The organism is Pigmentiphaga sp. YJ18 (assembly GCF_038066655.1).
In the GTDB taxonomy this organism is placed as follows: Bacteria; Pseudomonadota; Gammaproteobacteria; order Burkholderiales; family Burkholderiaceae_B; genus Pigmentiphaga.
Genome location: NZ_JBBUKU010000001.1, coordinates 579,881 through 598,035 on the forward strand (window position 1 = coordinate 579,881; position 18,155 = coordinate 598,035).

Sequence of the window (18,155 nt, forward strand, 5' to 3'; positions counted from 1 at the left end):
ATTACGTCCTCGTCTGCCGATTTATGAATTCATCCGATTTTGTCTGGACGCCCGATGGCGTTCGCCAGGGCCTTGGATATACTGTGCGCACACACGCAACATCGCCGTCTCATCGCCCGCGGGGCGAAGGAAGTGCCACGTGTCCAGAGTCCTAGCCGTTACCCACGGCCACATCGGCCGGGCCTGCCTGCTCGACAAGGTGCGTCCCGCCGGCGCGCATGCCCACCCCGTCCACCACGCCATGATCGAACTGGACGGCCCCTGCCATGAATATCAGGTGGGCGAGGCATCGGCCGTGCTGGCCCCCCGCCGCGCCGTCCTCGTCAACAGCCACGAGCTGCACGCCAACCTTTCGGTCGGCCAGGGCAAGAGCACGATCCTGATGCTGTATTTCTCGCCGCTGTGGATAGAGGAACAATTCCCGGGCCTGCCCGCATACGTCAGGTTCTTCCGGCACGGCAGCGTGCAGCTGGGGGCCGATACGGTCGAACTCGCCCAGCATCTGGCCCGGCGCATGCTCGAGGCGGCCGAAATCAACACCCCTGACGTCCAGGCCCTGTTCGGCGAACTGGCCGAACACCTGTGCCACCAGTACGGCCCCACCTATCCGAACCGCGAACGCCCCGCCCGCAGCAACGACTATCGCATCCGGCGGGCCATCGCGTTGATGCAGGAGCACCTGGAAGAACCTCTGCCCACCCAGGAGATCGCCGCGCGCGTGGGCCTGTCCCGTTCGCGCTTCTTCGAGCTGTTCACCGCCTGCACGGGCCTGTCGCCCAAGCACTACGTCAACATGCTGCGGCTGCACGCCGCGGTGGAATACCTGGCCGACGACCCGGGTCCCATCGCCGAGCTGTCGCAGCGCTGCGGCTTCGGCGCGCAAAGCCATTTCTCGAAGTTCTTCGTCGACCAGCAGGGTTTCACGCCGCGCGACTATCGCCGCGCCGCGGTGCCGGCCCTGCCCAGGCAGCACGGGCAGGCCGACGCCGTCCACCCTTAGTGCTTGGCCACGCCCAACAGGCCGTCCAGCGTCGCGCCATCGGCCAGCAAATCCTGCGCGGAGCTGGCGTGCACCACGCTGCCGCGTTCCAGCACGATGGCGGTGTCGGTGATGCTGAGCGCCTTGCGGGCGTTCTGCTCGACCAGGATCACCGACATGCCTTCGTCGCGGATGATCCGCTGCAAGGCGCTCATCAGTTCCTGCACGATGATGGGCGCGAGCCCTTCCAGCGGCTCGTCCAGCAGCAGTACGCGCGGGTTCAGCATCAACGCACGGCCGATGGCCAGCATCTGCTGTTCGCCGCCCGAGAGCTGGTTACCCATGTTGGCCTTGCGTTCGTGCAGGCGCGGGAACATCTCGTAGATGCGCTTGAGGTTCCACGGTCCGGGCACGGCCACGGCGGTCAGGTTTTCCTCGACGGTCAGCGACTTGAAGATGTTGCGTTCCTGCGGCACCCAGCCGATGCCCGCCAGCGCGCGCTGGTCCGGGCGCAGTCCGGTGATGTCCCGGCCCGCCAGGTGCAGGCGGCCGGAGAAGCGCCGCGTGTGGCCGACGATGGTGTTGATCAGCGTGGTCTTGCCGGTACCGTTGCGGCCCAGCAAGGCCAGCGCCTGGCCTTCGCCCAGGCTCAGGTCTATGCCCATCAGGACCTTGGCCTCGCCGTAGCCGGCAACGATGCCTTCCAGCTTGAGCAGCTCAGTCATGGTAGCCCTCCACCACTTCCTCACCCAGGTACACCGCCTTGACGCGCGGGTCGCGGGCGATCTCGGCATTGGTCCCTTCGACGAACAGGCCGCCGTTGACCAGGACCGAGATACGGTTGGCGAAGGAAAAGACCAGGTCCATGTCGTGTTCGATCAGCAGGATGGTCACGTCCTCGGGCAGGGCGCCGACCGTGTTGAGGATTTCGCGGCGCTCGCCGTCGGGCACGCCGGCCACGGGTTCGTCCAGCAGCAGCACGCGAGGCTTGGCGGCCAGCGCCAGCGCGATCTCCAGCAGGCGCTGCTTGCCGTAGGGCAGCACCGCCGTCTTGCGGTCCTTCACGTCGAGCAGGTTGCACTGCTCCATCAGGGCCGCGCATTCGTCCATGATCTCGCCGCGCTTGCCCAGCGGGCGCAGGCAGCGCCAGCCCTTGCCTTCGCGTTCGGAAATGGCCACCGCCAGCGACTCCGCCGGGGTCATTTCAGCGAACAGCTGGTTGATCTGGAAAGTGCGCACCAGGCCGCGGCGCGCGCGTGCATGCACCGGCAGGCGCGTGACGTCCTCGCCTTCCAGTTCGATACGGCCGGAGGTGGAGGCCAGCACGCCGGTCAACAGGTTGATCAGCGTGGTCTTGCCCGCGCCGTTGGGGCCGATCAGCGCCTGGCGGGCGCCCCGCTCGACCTTGATCGACACGTCGTTGGTGGCGACCAGCCCGCCGAAGCGCTTGGTCAGGTTGAAGGTCTGCAATACGGTGGTCATTGCTTGCCTCCATGGCCGCGGCGGAACCAGGTCCAGGGACGCACCAGCTTGTCGTGGCCGACGACCACGATGACGACCAGCAGCAGGCCGATCCAGAATTGCCAGTACTGGGGCGTGATGCCCGACAGCCAGTCCTGCATGAACTTGAAGATGACGGCGCCGATGATGCCACCGTACAGGTAGCCGGCACCGCCGATCACCAGCATCAGCATCACGTCGGCCGAGCGGTGGAAGGCCAGCACGTCCAGCGAGGCGAAGCCCGTGGTCTGCGCCAGCAGCGCGCCGGCCACGCCCGCATAGGCCGCCGCCAGCGTGTAGACGGCGGCGCGGCGGCGGTTGACCGCCACGCCCATGGCGGCGGCGCGCAGCGGATTCTGGCGCACCACCTGCAGCGACATGCCGAACGGCGAATGCACGATGGCCCGGGCGATGAAGAACAGTATCGCCAGCACGATGACCGAGTAGGTATAGGCCGTGCGGCCGAACAGGTCGAACTCGAAGGTGCCGAACAAGGGCACCATGGTCACGCCGGTCAGGCCATCCGCGCCGCCCGTCAGCCAGCCCATCTTGTTGGCGATCTCGTACAGGATCAGCGCGACGCCCAGCGTCACCATCAGCCGCGTCAGGTCCGAGCCGCGCATTACCAGCACGCTGGTCACCAGCCCCAGCAGCGCGCTCAGGGCCGCCGAGATGGCCAGCCCCAGGATGGGATCGATGCCGAAATGCTTGGCCAGCAGCGCCGCGCAATAGGCGCCCAGCCCGAAGAAGGCCGCGTGGCCCAGCGAGACGATGCCGGCGTAGCCCAGGATCAGGTCCAGCGAAACCGCGAACAAGGCCAGGATGGCCAGCTCGTTCAACAGCAGGAATCCCCTGGGCAGCACGAAGGCGGCGCCGATGGCGACCACCCAGAAAACGATTTCGAACCAGCGGATGCGGGACCAGCGCGCGCCGACGGCGCGCAGCGAATCAGGGGCCGCCGAGGTGGCGGCCTGGGGTGCGATCGTGGCTTTCATTACTTACCCCCCGCCCGGGCGAACAGGCCTTGCGGGCGCCACATCAGCATGATGATCATGACGCAATAGATGATGAATGCCCCGACAGTGGGGATGTAGTACTTGCCGGCCACGTCGGCCACGCCCAGCAGCAGCGAAGCCACCAGCGGCCCCGTCAGGGAAGACGTGCCGCCCACGGCCACCACGATCAGGAAATAGATCATGTACTTGATCGGGAAGGTCGGGTCCATGCCGAGCAGGTCGGCGCCCAGCGCGCCTCCCAGGCCGGCCAGGCCGGAGCCGAAGGCGAAGGTCGACAGGAACACCAGGTTGATGTTGATGCCCAGCCCGCTGGCCGCGCGCGGATCGTCCACCGACGCGCGCAGGCGGCTGCCGAACCGCGTCTTGCTCAGGATCAATTGCAGCCCGATCACCAGCGCCACGCAGATCACGATCACGAACAGCCGGTAGTGTCCGATGCCGACGCCGCCGACCACCGAACGGCCGCTCAGCCATTCCGGCAGATGCAGCAGCTGTTGCTGCGATCCCATGAAGTAGTCGACCATGGCCATGGCCATGAAGGTCAGGCCGATCGAGAACAACACCTGGTTCAGGTGCGATTGCCCGTACACCCGCTTGTACAGCGTGCGTTCCAGGATCGCCCCCATGACCGCCGACACGATGAAGGCCAGCGGCAGACACAAGAGGAAAGGCACGTTCAGGCGCTGCATGGCCAGCACGGTCACATAACCGCCCACCATCGCGAACGCCCCGTGCGCCAGGTTGATGAAATTCATCAACCCCAACGTCACGGACAGCCCGCAAGCCAGCACGAACAACAGCATCCCGTAGGCAATGCCATCGAACAAGATAGTCAACATGAAGCCACCGCAATTCCAAACCGCGCTCAAGACACGGCAACACCCAAGACCCGCATGACGTCACTACAGAACGCCACCCCCGGCCAGCCCGGTAGTACCCCAGGGCACAGCGGATCCGGCTCCGCCGGTCCGCCAGTGCCGCCCCCCTGGGGGGGCGCGCGAAGCGCGTAGGGGGGGTTACTTAATCTTTGCTGGATCTTTTACCGCTTCGATCTTGTCGAAGGGGACGTTGTACAGGCCACCGTTCACCCGTTCCACCTTGGTGATGTAGACGTTCTGCACCATCTCGCGCGTTTGCGGATCCAGCATGACCGGACCGCGCGGGCTGTCCCACTTCTGGCCCTTCATGGCGGCCAGCAGCTTGTCGCCGTTGGTGTCGCCCTTGGTGGCTTCGATGGCCTTGTAGATCAGGTGCATGCCGTCATAGCCGCCCACGCTGTGGAAGTTCGGGCGCATGCCCTTGTTGGCCTTGGCGATGCCGGCCACGTAGGACTTGTTGGCCGGATTGTCCAGCGCGGCGGAGTAGTGCATGGACGTCACCACGCCCAGCGCCACGTTGCCCATGTCGTTCAGCAGGTCGTCGTCGACCACGTCGCCGGTGCCGATCATCTTGATGCCGGCCTTGTCCAGGCCGCGCTCGGCGAACTGCTTCATGACCACCGAGCCCATGCCCGAGGGCACGAACACGAACACGGCGTCCGGCTTGGCATCGCTCACACGCTGCAGGAAGGGGGCGAAGTCGGGGTTGTTCACCGGCACGCGCAGTTCCTGCAGCACTTGGCCGCCGTTGGCGGTGAAGACCTTCTTGAACGAATTCTGGGCATCGATGCCGGGGCCGTAGTCGGCGACCAGGGTCACGACCTTCTTGATGCCATTCTTGGGCGCCCACTGGGCGATACCCAGGGTGACCTGCGGCAGCGTGAAGCCGGTACGCACCACATAGGGCGACTGTTCGGTGATCATCGCGGTCGCGGCAGCCATCACGACCATCGGCGTCTTGGCCTGGGTGGCGATGGGCGTGGTCGACAGCGCCAGCGGCGTCAGGCCGAAGCCGGCCAGCACGGCGACGCGGTCATTGATCACCAGTTCCTGCGCCAGGCGCTTGGTGGTATCGGCGACGTTGGCATCGTCCTTGATGATCAGCTCGATCTTCTTGCCGGCCACGGTGGTGCCGTGTTCGGCCATGTACAGGCGGACGGCGGCTTCGATCTGGCGGCCGGTGGACGCGAACGGGCCCGTCATCGGCAGAATGAGGCCGACCTTGACCACGTCCTGCGCGTAGGCGGGCACGGCGGCCGTGCCCGCCAGCATCAGCGCGGCTGCGATCTTGAGCAGATTGCGTTTGTTGTTCATGGTGTCTCCTTGCTTACTCACCAGATGGGACGACGAGGGAAATCAGAGGCCAGGGGCCGCCGAAAAGCGCGGCATAGCGTATCAGCTTGTAAACGGCAAAAGTGACGCTTGCGGGTATTCCGCAGGCGCAAAACGTTATCGCGGTATGCGTCTGCGTATCAGTCGGGCTCCCGGAATCTGCGAGAACATGTCCTGGTTGCGCAGCACCGACTGCATGTTGCGGAAAGCGATGCGCGCGTGTTCGCGCATGATGGCTTCGGCACGCGCGCCTTCGCGGTTCTCGATGGCGGCCAGCACCATCCAGTGCTGGTCCTGCGCCACGATCAGGCTCAGCCAGGCTTCCTCGTCGTCGGCCTGGGCCTGCAGGAAACCATTGGGCGAGGCGAACGGCAGGTTGGTCGCGCGCGCGATCTGGCGTTCGAGCACCGAGCTGCCCGGCAGGTAGTGCAGCATCTGGTGGAAGCGGCGATTCAGTTCGATGTAGCTGGACAGGTCCGCGACGCCCTTGTCACGGCCCGTCAGGATGCGGTCGATCTCGGTCAGGCAGTCGCGCATCGCGTCCAGGTCGGCGGCCGACACGCCGCGCTCGGCGGCCATGCGCGCGGCCAGTCCTTCCAGCGTGCCGCGCACCTCGATGGAATCGCGTATCTCGGATTCGGTGAAGGCCTTGACCGCATAGCCGCCGGAGGGAATCACCTCCAGCAGGCCTTCGTCTTCCAGCCTGGCCATCGCGGCGCGGATGGGCGTGCGCGAGATGCCCAGGCGCTCGGCCACGCTGGGCTCGGACAGCCGCGCCCCGGGCGTCAGCTCGCCCGACAGGATCAATTCCCGCAAGCCCAGTTCGGCCGCGGTCGTTTGCGCACCGCCCGACTTGGCCTTGCCCTCGGCCCGGTCGCGCGCGGAAGCCCGCTCAGTCATGCGGGCCTCGCATCGGGAAAGCGGATCGCGGACAGGAAGTCCGGACAGGCAAGGCGCCGATGGCGCCCGGAATACGGCGGGGGGTAGTCATGTCTCCGTTACAGCTCTTTACCGCTTTACTGGATACAGACTGTATACAGAGATCCCGTTCAATAACAAGAACTTTGTACCCTGCCTAGGGAAAACGCCAAGCCCGTATACAACCCCGAAAAAAAGCGGCGCCCGATTCTGGACGCCGCCTCTGTGAACCCACTCCCGAAGTTGCCAGGATGCGGCGGATCCGGCTTTGCCGGTCCGCTCGCATCGCCCCCTGGGGGGCGCACGAACTACGAGTGATAGGCGCTTTCCCCGTGGGTCGTGATGTCCAGGCCCTCGCGTTCTTCCTCTTCGGTCACGCGCAGCCCCAGCAGCGCATCGGCGATCTTGTAGGCGATCAGCGCGACGATGGTGGTCCAGACGATGGTGATGACCACTGCCTCGACCTGCACCCACAGCTGGCTGAGGATGGTCATGCCGTCCACGCCCGGGCCGCCCAGCACCTTGGCGTTGAAGATGCCGGTCAGCAGCGCGCCGACGATGCCGCCCACGCCGTGCACGCCGAACACGTCCAGCGAATCGTCCACCTTCAGCATGCGCTTCAGGCTGGTCACGCCCCAGACGCAGATCACGCCCGCGGCCAGGCCGATCACCAGCGCGCCCACCGGGCCGACCACGCCGGCCGCCGGCGTCACGCCCACCAGGCCCGCCACCGCGCCGGACGCGCCGCCCAGCATCGAGGGATGGCCGCGTACCGCCCATTCCGTGAAGACCCACGCCAGCACCGCGGCGGCCGTGGCGATCAGCGTGTTCATGAAGGCCAGCGAGGCGACGTTGTTGGCGGCCAGCGCCGAACCCGCGTTGAAGCCGAACCAGCCCACCCACAGCAGCGAGGCGCCGATCATGGTCATGGGCAGGTTGTGCGGCGACAAGGCTTCCTTGCCGAAGCCGATGCGCTTGCCGATGACATAGGCGCCGATCAGGCCCGCCACGCCGGCGTTGATGTGCACCACGGTGCCGCCCGCGAAGTCCAGCGCGCCGCGCTCGAACAGGAAGCCCTTGACCTCGCCGCCGAACCACACCATGTGCGCGATGGGAATGTAGGCGAAGGTGAACCACAGCACCATGAACAGCAGGATGGCCGAGAAGCGCGCGCGTTCGGCGAAGGCGCCCACGATCAGCGCGCAGGTGATGCCGGCGAACGTCGCCTGGAAGGCCGCGAAGCTGAGCTCGGGCACGGTGCCCGACAACGGGAAGGTCCCGGTCTCGGCATCGAACAGCCCCTTCAGGAACAGCCGGTCAAGCCCGCCGAAGAAGGCATTGCCTTCGGTGAAGGCCAGCGAATAGCCGTAGATGAACCACAGCACGACGATCAGCGAGAACGTGACCAGGACCTGCATCAGGACCGACAACATGTTCTTGCTGCGCACCAGGCCGCCGTAGAACAGCGCCAGGCCGGGCACCACCATCATCAGCACCAGGATGGTGGACGTGCTGAGCCAGGCCAGATCGGCCCCGACCAGCGTGGGGGCGGCATCCTCCGCCAGCGCGGGCGCGGCGAACAGCGCCAGTGCCAGCGCCAGTCCCGCCCCAAGGGCTTTCATCGATGAAGCATGCGTTGTTTTCATTTTTTGAATCGTCCTATCAGAGGGCGTCCTTGCCGGTTTCCCCGGTACGAATCCGGATGACCTGTTCCAGCGGAAAGACGAAGACCTTGCCGTCGCCGATCTTGCCGGTGCGCGCCGAGGTCTCGATGGCCTCGATGGCACGGTCCACCAGATCGTCCGCCAGGGCGATCTCGATCTTGACCTTGGGCAGGAAATCGACGACGTATTCGGCGCCGCGATACAGCTCGGTATGGCCCTTCTGGCGGCCGAAACCCTTGATCTCGGTAACGGTGATGCCCTGGACTCCGATGCCGGAGAGGGCTTCGCGTACCTCGTCAAGCTTGAAGGGCTTGATGATTGCAGTGATGAGTTTCATGACGAACCCCACATGGTGATGAATCGAAATGGCTGACCGGCGCGGCCTCCCGGCCGCGCGGGGTCAGAACGCCTTGCTCAGGCCGAGCACCGCGCCGAAGCGGCCGGCGTTCTTGCCCTTGTTGGTGATGACCCAGTCCTTCTTGCTGGTGGTCACCAGCGAAAGCCCCAGGATCCAGCCGTTCAGGTCCTTGGTCACGCCCGCCTTGTAGTCGACGTAGTGGTCCAGGCCGGTCGCGTCGTTCTTCAGCTTCTGGTAGCCGACGTGGGCATTCGCGCCCCAGCCGTCGCCCAGGTCGAAGGCGGCGCCCAGGTCCAGGTAGTAGTTGTTCTTGCTGTTGGGCGCGCCGAAGAAATCGGTCATGCCGTGCGAATACTTCAGCGTGAACGGGCCCCAGCCCACCGCGCCGTACAGCTCGAAGTTATCGATCGTGCTGCCGTTCAGCTTGGAACCGGGGTAGTAGTAATACAGGCCGCCCACGTCGAAGGCGAAGTCCTCGTACTTGAACTTGTAGCCGCCGTAGAAATCCATCTCCAGGTTGCCGCCGCTGAACAGCTCGCTGGCGACGTTGGAGTTCCAGTTGCCCAGGTAGAAGCCGGACTTGTGGGCGAAATCGAAGCCGCCTTGCATGGCCGGCTTGAGGTTGGTCTGGCTGAAGCCGCGGAAACGGTAGTCGCTGAACAGGCCGGCATTGCCCGTGAAGGTGAAGTCGGGCTCCGGGTCGGCGGCGTAGGCGGTCGAGGTGGCGCACAGGGCCAGGGCGGTCGCAAGCAGGGTCTTTTTCATCTGTCGTTCCAGGGCGGGTTGTCAGCCAGGCGGTCCAGTGCGTGGGTGGCGCAACTGGCGTGGTCACGGGGCCTGCGCGGTCAGGCGGACCCCGGTTGACTGTTACTGAGCATTTCCCGTGCCAGCTTGCTTTCCCCATGGAACGCACCACCCTCGCCCCTTCCGGCGACCCAAGTTGGTGCACATGGGGTGCGCATCCCCGGCGGCCGCACCATGTCGTGGCGCAGGCGTTCGTTCCCGTGCCGGACTACACTGGAGGCCGGCAGCCGACTTAAAGGACAGACACCATGATCAATCGCACCGACTGGTTCGAAGACCTGCAGAAGAACATCTCCGACCTGATCGCCCGCAGCCCGGCGGCCGACATCGAGCGCAACGTCAAGGGATTTCTGGGTCAGACCTTCACCAAGCTGGATCTGATCACCCGCGAGGAATTCGACATCCAGACCGAATTGCTGGCGCGTACGCGGGCCAAGGTGGATGCGCTGGAAGCGCAGGTGCAAGGGTTGGAGGCGCGGGTGATCGCGCTGGAGGGGAAAACGTCGCCGCCTTGAAAGCCGCGTTCTGCCCCGGGGCGTGACACCCGCCCCGGTCATTCTTCTCCCCATTCTCAGGGCAGGGCCATCCCCAGGACGATCCGGGCCGCGTTCGCACAAGCCTCGTCCTGGGCCTCGCTTCCGCCCGACACCCCGATTCCCCCCACCAGGTCGCCCCCCGCGAGCAAGGGCAGCCCGCCGCCGAATCCGGTGAAGCGCGGCCGAGCTGCCAGTCCCTGGCGAACCGCCGGGGAATGTCCCTTCAGTACCTCGCCCCAGGCCCCCGTAGGTAGCCGGAAACCGGCCGCGGTGTACGCCTTGTCGACCGCGATGTCGGCAGAATGCAGGAACGCGCCCGGCATGCGCAGAAAGCCCAGCGCTACACCGCTGGCGTCCACCACCGCCACGCTTACCCGTATGCCCTGCGAAGACGCCTCCCCGACGGCGGCATCCAGCGCGGCACGCACAGCATCGAGCGTGAGTTCGCGCGTTGCACGCGTCCAGTTTTCCATGCCGGTCTCACCGCTCAGGTAAATACGCTCAGGAATTTCTCGTTCAGCTTGCGATCGTGATAGAAGATGCCCGTGCCCAGCTGGTCGTCGGTCCAGGTAATGACCGGCTTGTCCGGGTACCAGGTGTAGCCGCCCGAGAACACTTCGTTGCGATTGCCGCTGGGATCGAAGAAATACACCGTCTCGCCCCGCGTGATGCCATGCCGCGTCGGGCCGATGTCCAGCGACACCCGGCGCTTGGAAATGATGTCGGCCGCCTTCAGCACCTCGCCCCAGTTGTCCAGCAGGAAGGACACGTGGTGCAGCTTGTTCTTGACCGGCTGGCGGATGAAGGCCACGTCGTGCGCCTTGTTCGAACAGCTGAGAAAGGCGCCGATCATCAGCTTGCCACCGTCGGCCATCACCTGTTCCGACAGCCCGAAACCCAGCACCTCGGTGAACAGCTTGTAAGCGCCGTCCAGGTCGTCGCCGTAAAGCAGGCAATGGTCGAAGGAACGCGGCGCCATGCCCTTCAGGTCGTCGGGCCACGGATCCGGGTTCTGGTAGCCGGTGGCGCAGCCCGTGGCTTCGCGATAGGCATACAGCTCCATCACGTGGCCGGTGGGAATCGTGAAGCGGAAACGCTTGCCGGTCTTGGGATGTTCGCCGGCCTCGATCCAGCTCATGTCGGTGGCCAGCCCGCTGGCCTGCACATCGGCCGACAGTTTCTCCAGCGTCGCTTCCGAATCGACCTTCCAGCCCATGTAGTCCATGCCGGACTCGTCGGCCTCGCGCAGCACGATGCTGTGATGATCCGATTCGTCCCAGCCTTTCAGGAACACGCGCGGGCTGCCGTCGCCGGCCTGGTCGCGCATGACTTCCGTCAGGCCTATGGTGTCCACGTAATGCCGCACCGCCGGCTCGAGTTCGAGCACGCGTATGCACACGTGCCCGGGGCGTATCACTCCTGTAAGTGCCATGATGGGTCTCCTGTTGTTGATGAAGGGAAAGCGGCCTCGCGGCCGACCACCTCGACGACCACGTTGCCCAGGGGCCGGGTCCGGCAGGCCAGCACGATGCCGCGCGCCTCGTCCTCCGCGCCGACCCAGGCGCGGCTCATGCGGCCCGCGGCATAGGGCCCCTGGACGATGCGGACGCGGCAGACGCCGCATCCTCCGCCGCGGCACCCCACGGGGATGTCCCGCCGGCCGTGCGACTCCATGCCGGCCAGCAGCGTCTGTCCGTCCTCGCAGGTGTAGGGCGCTGCGCCGCCAAGCATGCGGACCTGATGCACCCGCACGGCTCAGAACACGTGCCGCAGGCCCGTGCGCACGAGCGCCTGGCTGCGCCCGTCCGAACCTCCCGGCAGGCCGGGGATCCAGGCCATCGCGGCGCCATGGCCGCTGGCGCGCTGGTAGACCGCGCCCAGGTAGGCATCGGTGCGCTTGGACAACCCATAGTTCAGCGTCAGGCCGACCTGGTGGGCGCGGTTGTCGGCCAGCGCGGCGTTGGCCCATTGGTACTGGTAGTCGACCAGCACCGTCGTGGCCGGCGCCACGGGCGTGGTCACGCCCGCCTGCACGACCTGCACGACGCCGCCGGTGAAGGTATTGCGCGTATTCGTGTAGAGCACGTTCGCGTTGGTACCGGCACCGAAGGCGTAGCGGCCGCCCAGGCCCCAGGTGCGGATGCCGTCGCGGCCGTTGTTGATGGCACCGTAGCGCACCTCCGTCAGCGCGGCGCCGACCTGGAACGGCCCCCGGACGTAGCTCGCGCCCACGCTGTAGGATCGATTCTGGCTCAGGCTGCCGGCCTTCTCGCCGAAGCCGTACAGGCCGCCGAACGTGAAGCCGCCATAATCGGCGCTGACGAACTTGACCGCGTTCTCGAGCCGTTCGGCGCCGCCGACCCGGTCGAAGTCCAGCGCCCCGCCCGGCATCGTGGGAATGCCCAGGCCGCCGAACGGCCCCTGGCGCAGGTTGTGCAGGCTGACATAGGGAAAGGACGGGCCATAGCGCGTGGGCGCCAGGATGTCGAAGCTGAAGTCGTATTGCTTGCCCAGGGTAAGCTGGCCCCAGTTGCCGGCCAGGCCGACGAAGCTCTGGCGGCCGAACAGGCCGCCTATGCTGGCGCCGTTGTCCAGGCCGAACTGGCCTTCCAGCGTGAAGACCACCTTGTTGCCGTTGCCCAGTGCCTCGCTGCCGCGCAGGCCGAACAGGTTGGGCGACAGCATGCCGGTATCCATCAGCCAGTTCGACCGCCCCGCCTGGTTGCTGACGTAGGTCACGCCGGCATCGAGAACGCCGTACAGGGTCGTCGAGGTCTGGGCCTGGGCCGTGGCGGCAAAGGCGCCCAGCAGGAACGGAAGTAGTCTGGCGGTATGGAAGGTCATGGTCGGCAGCGCGGTCGGGTTGGCGGAGTGGCGGCAAGGAAAACGGACGGCGTGGGTGCGCGGAGAAGTCATTCGAACCTCGCCTGCGCGGACACGCGGCGGGCGCCCGCCAGCCGCAGCACGGGATACACCACCAGGGACACGGTGATGGAGACGAAGAACTGCACCGGCATCCAGTCGGACAGCACGTAATGGGCGAGCACGAAGGCCAGCACGGACGTGACGATGCCGGCCCAGTTGAAGTCGGCGCGCGCGGCCTCGCGCGCCAGCACGTCGGGCAGCAGGCGCCGCACGACGAAATAGTCGGCCACGATGATGCCGGCGAAGCTGGTGGTCAGGACGCCCAGCACCGTGACGAAGGTGTTGAACCACTCCAGGATGGAGCCGGCCAGCATCAGCAGCGCCAGGACATTGGCCAGCACCACGAATACGAGCCGCCCCGGACGCCAGCCGATACCCGCGTCGAACAGGTTGGACAGCGACAGCGATGCGCTGTAGACGTTCAGCACCTGGGCCTTGGACTGGGCCAGTACCATCAGCAGGGTACCGATGATGCCGCCGAACACGATGAAGGCCCCGGCCACGCTGTCCGGGCTTTGCAGCGCGGTGGCCTGGGCGGCCTCGCGCGTCATGCCGGTAGCGACGTAGTAGTCGGTCAGGGCGCCCATGCCCGCATACATCACGATGCCGCCCACGGCCAGCATCACCACGTCCATGAACAGGTTGCCCAGCACGGCCGCGACGCCGATGTCGCGGGACGAACGGGCGTAGCGTCCGAGGTCGGCGTCGATCAGCGCCAGCGCGCCGGCCGATCCCAGCATGACGTTCACACAGAAGGCGAACTTGCCGAAGTCCGATTGCGCGCCCAGGGCCGCCAGGGCCTCGGCGGGGAACTGGCTGCCGAACGACAGCACTTCGGACAGGCTCTGGCCCGACGAGGCGATGACGTCGTACATCATGAAGGCGAGCACGCCCAGGAAGGCCACCACGGTCCATGAGGAAACGCGCGAGACCAGGGTGAAGCCGAAGGCGGTGATCAGGACCCAGGCCAGGGTCAGCAGACCGTAGATGATCACCCGATGCGTCATCGTATCGGGCAGGTTCAGGTAGAACAAGAAGCCCTTGTAAAGCAGCACGTTCTCCAGGGCCAGGAAGCCGATGATCAGGAAGCCGAACACCGCGGCGATCAGGATGGATCCCTTGCGGCCGAAGCCGTGCTGGCGCGACAGCACCGTGCTGGACAGCCCCGTGCGATAGGCGACGTGGCCGACGCCCCAGCCCAGCAGCGCGCCCACCACCGCCACGAACAGGCCGGCGGCCAGGGCGATGCTCAGGCCGGCCACGAATGTGGTCAATGCGCCGATGAACAACTGCACCAGCGTGGTAACGATGCCCACCGTGCTCCAGGACAACGACAGCCAGCCCTTGCGGCTTTCACTCGGGACGGCTTCCAGCGCGTGATCCTCGACGCTGGTTGCCAGATCGTTCGATTGCATTATTGGTCTCCTCCTTGCGCCGTGCGCATGCGGCAGCCCCCCTTTGGGCTCGACGAAAGCGTACGCGCCGCGCATCGGGTTGAGGATTCGTCCGTTCATCTACCCATCTACAAATAAACACTTATTCGGACTGTGAAAAACCAGCAGGCGGGCCCGAAAGCCTTGTGGTCAGCGGATGCCGGGACTACGATCTGCGCCGGGGAGCCGATGCGGCGCCCGCAGCATGCGAGGCCGGAAAGAACGTGGATCACGTGACCAACTACCAGGAAGTGTTCGAGTACGCGAATGACATCATGGTCATCCACGACAAGGACACCGGCGAGATCCTCCAGGCCAACCGCAAGGCCTGCGAGATGTACGGATGCAGCCCAGACCAGCTGCGTCGCCTGACCATCGGCGACCTGACCCGCAACCTGGAGCCTTACAACCACGCCAAGGGATTGATGCTGGTCCGCCGGGCAGCCACGACCGCCGAAGGCATCCTGTTCGAGTGGGTGGTGCGCGACCGCGTCGGGCACGAGACCTCGGTCGAGGTCAGCCTCAAGCCGATCACGCTGGACGGCATCGTGCGCGTGATCGCCATCGCGCGCGATATCACCGAACGCAAGCAGGCCGAAGCCGCGCTGCGCCAGAAGGAACGCCACTACCGCCGCCTGATCGAACGGTCGTCGGACGGCATCGCCATCCTGTCCATCTCGGGTTTGGTGCGCTTCGCCGGCCCCTCAATCCAGGCGCTGCTGGGCGTTCCGCCCCGCTTCGCCACCGGCCGGTCCGCGTTCGACTTCCTTTCGGACGAAGACGCCGCCCGCTTCGAATCCATCCTGGCGACGCTGCCGCCGGAAGCCGATACCGTCCTGACCTACCGGATCCGGCACCGCGACGGCACCTGGCGCGTACACGAGGCCAACTGCCGCAACCTGACGGACGACCCCGCCGTGAGCGGGATTCTGATCAATTTCCGCGACGTCACCCTGCGCGTGCAGGACGACGAACTGGCGCGCCAGCGTGAACGGCAATTCAGCCACATCGCGCGCCTGTCCACCACCGGCGAAATGGCGGCCGCGCTGGCGCACGAGCTGAACCAGCCCTTCTTCTCGATCCTGAATTTCGTGGCCGGGTGCCGCCGCCAGCTCCAGTCCGGCAACTATTCGATCGACGGCCTGCTGGCCGCCCTGGAACTGGCACAAAAGGAAGCCGAGCGCGCCGGCAAGATCGTCAACACGGTCCGCAGCTTCACCTGCAAGGGCGACTACCAGCGGCGCGCCATCGACCTGCGCGATCTGGTCCGGGGCATGGAGGAACTCATCGCCGTCCGGGCGCGGCATGCCTGCGTCGCGCTGGAATTCGACCTGGACGCCGCGCCCTGCTGGGTCGAATGCGACGAAGTCCTGATCCAGCAGGTGATCATCAACCTGGCGGTCAATGGCATCGAGTCCATTGAGCAGGCCAGCACCCCCGGCGGCCGGATCCGCATCGCGGTGCGCCGTGACGCCAGCGACCGCGTGAAGTTGACGCTCGCGGACACCGGCCACGGCTTGCCGCGCGTCAGCCCCGACAAGATCTTCGGCGCGTTCTTCTCGACCAAGCGCAAGGGGCTGGGCATCGGCCTGTCGCTATGCCGGTCGGTGGTGGAGTCGCACCATGGCCACATGTGGATGACCGCCACGGGCGGGAACGAAGGCCAGCGCGAGACGCGCTGCCACGTGCTGCTGCCCGGCTGCGCCGCCCCGGCCGGCCTGCGGCCGCTCAACCCGAAGTCGGCCGCATCGGCGCCCAGGTCTCGGCGCAGGCGTGAACCAGCTGCAGTTCCAGCCGCACGTGGCTGAAGCGCCAGGCGTCCCGGTCCAGCCGTAGCCGGCTCCGGTACCAGCCCGCCATCCAGTGCGCGCGCGGCGCCTGGCCGGGCGACGCCACCTGGGCCAGCTCCCACAGATACCAGTGGCAGCTGGCCTGCCGCAGGTCGTCGTCCAGCTCGATCACGGGCGAGACCATGTAGTGCAGGCTCCAGATGATCTCCCTGGCGGCGATCGCCGCCAGGTGGGCGACGATCTCGTCCCGGCCCTCGCGACGGCCGAACCCCTCGGCCTCCCAGACGCCGTCATCGTGGAACAGGCCGCTCATGATGGCCGGATCGTTGCGCCGGTCGGCGCCGTGGGCATAGGTGCCCACGACCCGCCGGATCGCCTCGATGGCCTCGAGTGCCGCGATGCGATGTTCGAGCGAGCGCGATGCCATGGCCGGCTTGCTACAGGCGTTGTTCGCCATGCTCGGCCACGAAGCGCGATTCCTCGAACGCGTACGGCACGCCCGGGGAACCGCCATACAGCTCGATGTGGGGGGCGACCTCGGCCATGGACAGCGCCAGCGAGAACAGCCGCGCCGCGTCCTCGGGCAGTTCTCCAAGCGGATACGTATCCACGTGGCGCAGGATGGCCGGCATACGCGGCAGCATGTTGTCGTAGAAGTATTGCAGCTCGCCGCGCGTGGCGGCCTTGCGGCGGACCTGGCGCTGGTTCTGCGTGGGCAGCGCCCACTCGGCAACCAGCGGCTCCAGCATCTCGAATTCCTTGGGCAGGTTGGCGTTCATCGTCGTCACTCCTTCTCGGCTGCCATGTAGCGTTCCAGCACGTTGTAGCCGTGCCGCAGCAGGATTTCCTCGTCCTGCAGAATCATGTGGCTCTTCGCGCCCGACTCCAGCGCGGCATGCGTGTCCTCCATCGTCGCGGTGTCTTCCAGCCAGGCGTTGCGCTGCAGGACCTGGGCGAACTCCACGGCCCAGCGCTGGCTGTTGGTCTTCGGGCTGGGCACGTAGTACTTGCCTTCCCACAACGTCTTGTCGTGCGAGATCGGCCAGAACTGGTGCGTGAACCAGATCCCTTCGGACACGTGGATGAGGATGTTGGGGAACACCACGCTCAACTCGAACGAGAAATCTTCGCGTCGTCCCGGATTGACCGTGGGCGGCAGCATGGACGCGCCGCGCTTGGCCACCAGCGAGGCGCCGGTGATCTCGTTGGCCATGCGGGCGATGGGCGTGGGCTCGGCATCCAGGGTCAGGCACACGCCGGTCGTCCGGTGGTCGCCGAACAATTGCACGTCGGCCAGGCCGGTGGAGAACACGTTGGGGAAAGAACCCGCATGGATGGTGGAGACGTGATAGGCCTCCGAGAAGGCATCCAGCGCGATCTTCCAATTGCAGTTCAGCGTGGTGTGGTAGCTGAAGCACTCGTCCATCGCGGCATAGGGATAGCCGCCCAGGTGGCGGCCGATGCCCCCCAGGTACTCGTCCAGGGGCTGCACCTCGCCCCTGGACAGGTTGATGAAGATGAAGCCTTCCCACACGTCGGTATGCACGGGGGTCAGGCCATGGTTCTCGCGGTTCCAGTCGGGGGCGAAGCGCTCCTGCTCGGGCACCATGGACAGCCGGCCCTGCGCGTCGTACACCCAGCCGTGGAAGCGGCAGGTCACCACGGCCGCCTTGTTGCGGCCGAAGGTTTCCTCGCCGGTCTCGACGATGACCTTGTTGCCGCGGTGCGAGCAGGTGTTGTGGAACCCGCGCACCTTGCCATCCTTGCCGTGGATCAGGATGACGGAGGTCTTGGCGAAATGGATCTTCTTGACCTTGTAGTCGCCGGGCTGGGCGATTTCCTCGATGCGTCCCACCTTCATCCAGGTCTTCATGAAGACGCGCTCCTTCTCCTTCTCGAAGAAGGCCGGCGACACGCAGGGCTCGACGGCGATCGGTTCCATGCCAAGCTCCGGATACTTCCGGGCCCAGCGCAGTTGTTCATTGGGTGCGTTCATTGCTGCTCCTCGTTATCGACATCCAG

The 18,155-nt window shown here is 66.0% G+C and carries 20 protein-coding genes; 3 read left to right on the top strand and 17 right to left on the bottom strand.

All coding sequences use genetic code 11. From position 1 onward, the window contains the following. The first annotated feature begins 139 nt into the window (after positions 1-139). Positions 140-1,000, top strand: a complete 861-nt coding sequence (locus WKR98_RS02850) for an AraC family transcriptional regulator (protein WP_341431989.1) — start codon at positions 140-142, stop codon at positions 998-1,000. Here the strand turns inward: WKR98_RS02850 and WKR98_RS02855 are convergent. The 9 genes from WKR98_RS02855 to WKR98_RS02895 all read right to left on the bottom strand — a co-directional run bounded on the left by WKR98_RS02855 (position 997) and on the right by WKR98_RS02895 (position 9,410). After that, on the bottom strand, positions 997-1,704 hold the full coding sequence (locus WKR98_RS02855; protein ID WP_124691789.1) for an ABC transporter ATP-binding protein: 708 nt from the start codon (positions 1,702-1,704) through the stop codon (positions 997-999). The two genes, WKR98_RS02850 and WKR98_RS02855, sit on opposite strands and share 4 nt — an antisense overlap. Further along, positions 1,697-2,461, bottom strand: a complete 765-nt coding sequence (locus WKR98_RS02860; RefSeq protein ID WP_124691790.1) for an ABC transporter ATP-binding protein — start codon at positions 2,459-2,461, stop codon at positions 1,697-1,699. Before WKR98_RS02860 ends, WKR98_RS02855 begins: the two co-directional genes overlap by 8 nt. Beyond that, entirely contained in the window at positions 2,458-3,474 is a 1,017-nt protein-coding gene (locus WKR98_RS02865) for a branched-chain amino acid ABC transporter permease (RefSeq protein ID WP_124691791.1), read from the bottom strand. The genes WKR98_RS02860 and WKR98_RS02865 overlap by 4 nt, the downstream gene beginning before the upstream one ends. Further along, positions 3,474-4,334 (bottom strand): branched-chain amino acid ABC transporter permease, encoded by an 861-nt coding sequence (locus tag WKR98_RS02870; protein ID WP_124691792.1) that lies wholly within the window; start codon positions 4,332-4,334, stop codon positions 3,474-3,476. Before WKR98_RS02870 ends, WKR98_RS02865 begins: the two co-directional genes overlap by 1 nt. Positions 4,335-4,511: 177 nt before the next feature. Next, entirely contained in the window at positions 4,512-5,687 is a 1,176-nt protein-coding gene (locus tag WKR98_RS02875; protein WP_124691793.1) for an ABC transporter substrate-binding protein, read from the bottom strand. Positions 5,688-5,822: 135 nt separating this feature from the next. Beyond that, positions 5,823-6,605 (bottom strand): GntR family transcriptional regulator, encoded by a 783-nt coding sequence (locus WKR98_RS02880; RefSeq protein WP_124691794.1) that lies wholly within the window; start codon positions 6,603-6,605, stop codon positions 5,823-5,825. A 326-nt stretch (positions 6,606-6,931) separates the two neighbouring features. Continuing rightward, entirely contained in the window at positions 6,932-8,269 is a 1,338-nt protein-coding gene (gene amt / locus WKR98_RS02885) for an ammonium transporter (protein ID WP_370282653.1), read from the bottom strand. A 16-nt stretch (positions 8,270-8,285) separates the two neighbouring features. Continuing rightward, entirely contained in the window at positions 8,286-8,624 is a 339-nt protein-coding gene (gene glnK, locus WKR98_RS02890) for a P-II family nitrogen regulator (RefSeq protein ID WP_124691795.1), read from the bottom strand. Between the two features lie 63 nt (positions 8,625-8,687). Further along, complete coding sequence (locus tag WKR98_RS02895) at positions 8,688-9,410, bottom strand: TorF family putative porin (RefSeq protein ID WP_124691796.1); 723 nt, start codon at positions 9,408-9,410, stop codon at positions 8,688-8,690. Between the two features lie 287 nt (positions 9,411-9,697). Here WKR98_RS02895 and WKR98_RS02900 point away from each other — a divergent pair, with 287 nt between their 5' ends. Continuing rightward, positions 9,698-9,964, top strand: a complete 267-nt coding sequence (locus WKR98_RS02900; RefSeq protein ID WP_341431991.1) for an accessory factor UbiK family protein — start codon at positions 9,698-9,700, stop codon at positions 9,962-9,964. Positions 9,965-10,020: 56 nt separating this feature from the next. Here the strand turns inward: WKR98_RS02900 and WKR98_RS02905 are convergent, their stop codons facing one another. Genes WKR98_RS02905 through WKR98_RS02925 form a run of 5 tightly spaced genes read right to left on the bottom strand, consistent with a single transcriptional unit; the run spans position 10,021 to position 14,325 of the window. After that, positions 10,021-10,458, bottom strand: a complete 438-nt coding sequence (locus tag WKR98_RS02905) for a GlcG/HbpS family heme-binding protein (RefSeq protein WP_341431992.1) — start codon at positions 10,456-10,458, stop codon at positions 10,021-10,023. 14 nt (positions 10,459-10,472) lie between these two features. Further along, positions 10,473-11,417 carry a catechol 2,3-dioxygenase gene (locus tag WKR98_RS02910; protein ID WP_341431993.1) on the bottom strand — a complete coding sequence of 315 codons (945 nt, stop codon included), beginning with the start codon at positions 11,415-11,417 and terminating at the stop codon, positions 10,473-10,475. Beyond that, the gene (locus WKR98_RS02915) at positions 11,399-11,716 is read right to left on the bottom strand and encodes a 2Fe-2S iron-sulfur cluster-binding protein (RefSeq protein ID WP_341431994.1); all 318 of its coding nucleotides are present in this window, start codon (positions 11,714-11,716) and stop codon (positions 11,399-11,401) included. The genes WKR98_RS02910 and WKR98_RS02915 overlap by 19 nt, the downstream gene beginning before the upstream one ends. Positions 11,717-11,740: 24 nt before the next feature. Beyond that, complete coding sequence (locus tag WKR98_RS02920; protein ID WP_341431995.1) at positions 11,741-12,901, bottom strand: porin; 1,161 nt, start codon at positions 12,899-12,901, stop codon at positions 11,741-11,743. Beyond that, positions 12,898-14,325, bottom strand: a complete 1,428-nt coding sequence (locus tag WKR98_RS02925; protein ID WP_341431996.1) for a purine-cytosine permease family protein — start codon at positions 14,323-14,325, stop codon at positions 12,898-12,900. The genes WKR98_RS02920 and WKR98_RS02925 overlap by 4 nt, the downstream gene beginning before the upstream one ends. 242 nt (positions 14,326-14,567) lie before the next feature. Between WKR98_RS02925 and WKR98_RS02930 the strand changes: the two genes are divergently transcribed. Next, positions 14,568-16,151 (top strand): PAS domain S-box protein, encoded by a 1,584-nt coding sequence (locus WKR98_RS02930; protein ID WP_341431997.1) that lies wholly within the window; start codon positions 14,568-14,570, stop codon positions 16,149-16,151. Here WKR98_RS02930 and WKR98_RS02935 read toward each other — a convergent pair. From WKR98_RS02935 to WKR98_RS02945, 3 genes are read right to left on the bottom strand one after another with little or no spacing between them, the layout of a single operon-like run. After that, positions 16,072-16,560, bottom strand: a complete 489-nt coding sequence (locus WKR98_RS02935; RefSeq protein ID WP_341431998.1) for a nuclear transport factor 2 family protein — start codon at positions 16,558-16,560, stop codon at positions 16,072-16,074. The two genes, WKR98_RS02930 and WKR98_RS02935, sit on opposite strands and share 80 nt — an antisense overlap. Positions 16,561-16,570: 10 nt before the next feature. After that, positions 16,571-16,912 carry a hypothetical protein gene (locus WKR98_RS02940; protein WP_341431999.1) on the bottom strand — a complete coding sequence of 114 codons (342 nt, stop codon included), beginning with the start codon at positions 16,910-16,912 and terminating at the stop codon, positions 16,571-16,573. Positions 16,913-16,917: 5 nt separating this feature from the next. Continuing rightward, on the bottom strand, positions 16,918-18,129 hold the full coding sequence (locus tag WKR98_RS02945; protein ID WP_341432000.1) for an aromatic ring-hydroxylating oxygenase subunit alpha: 1,212 nt from the start codon (positions 18,127-18,129) through the stop codon (positions 16,918-16,920). Positions 18,130-18,155: the final 26 nt, after the last annotated feature.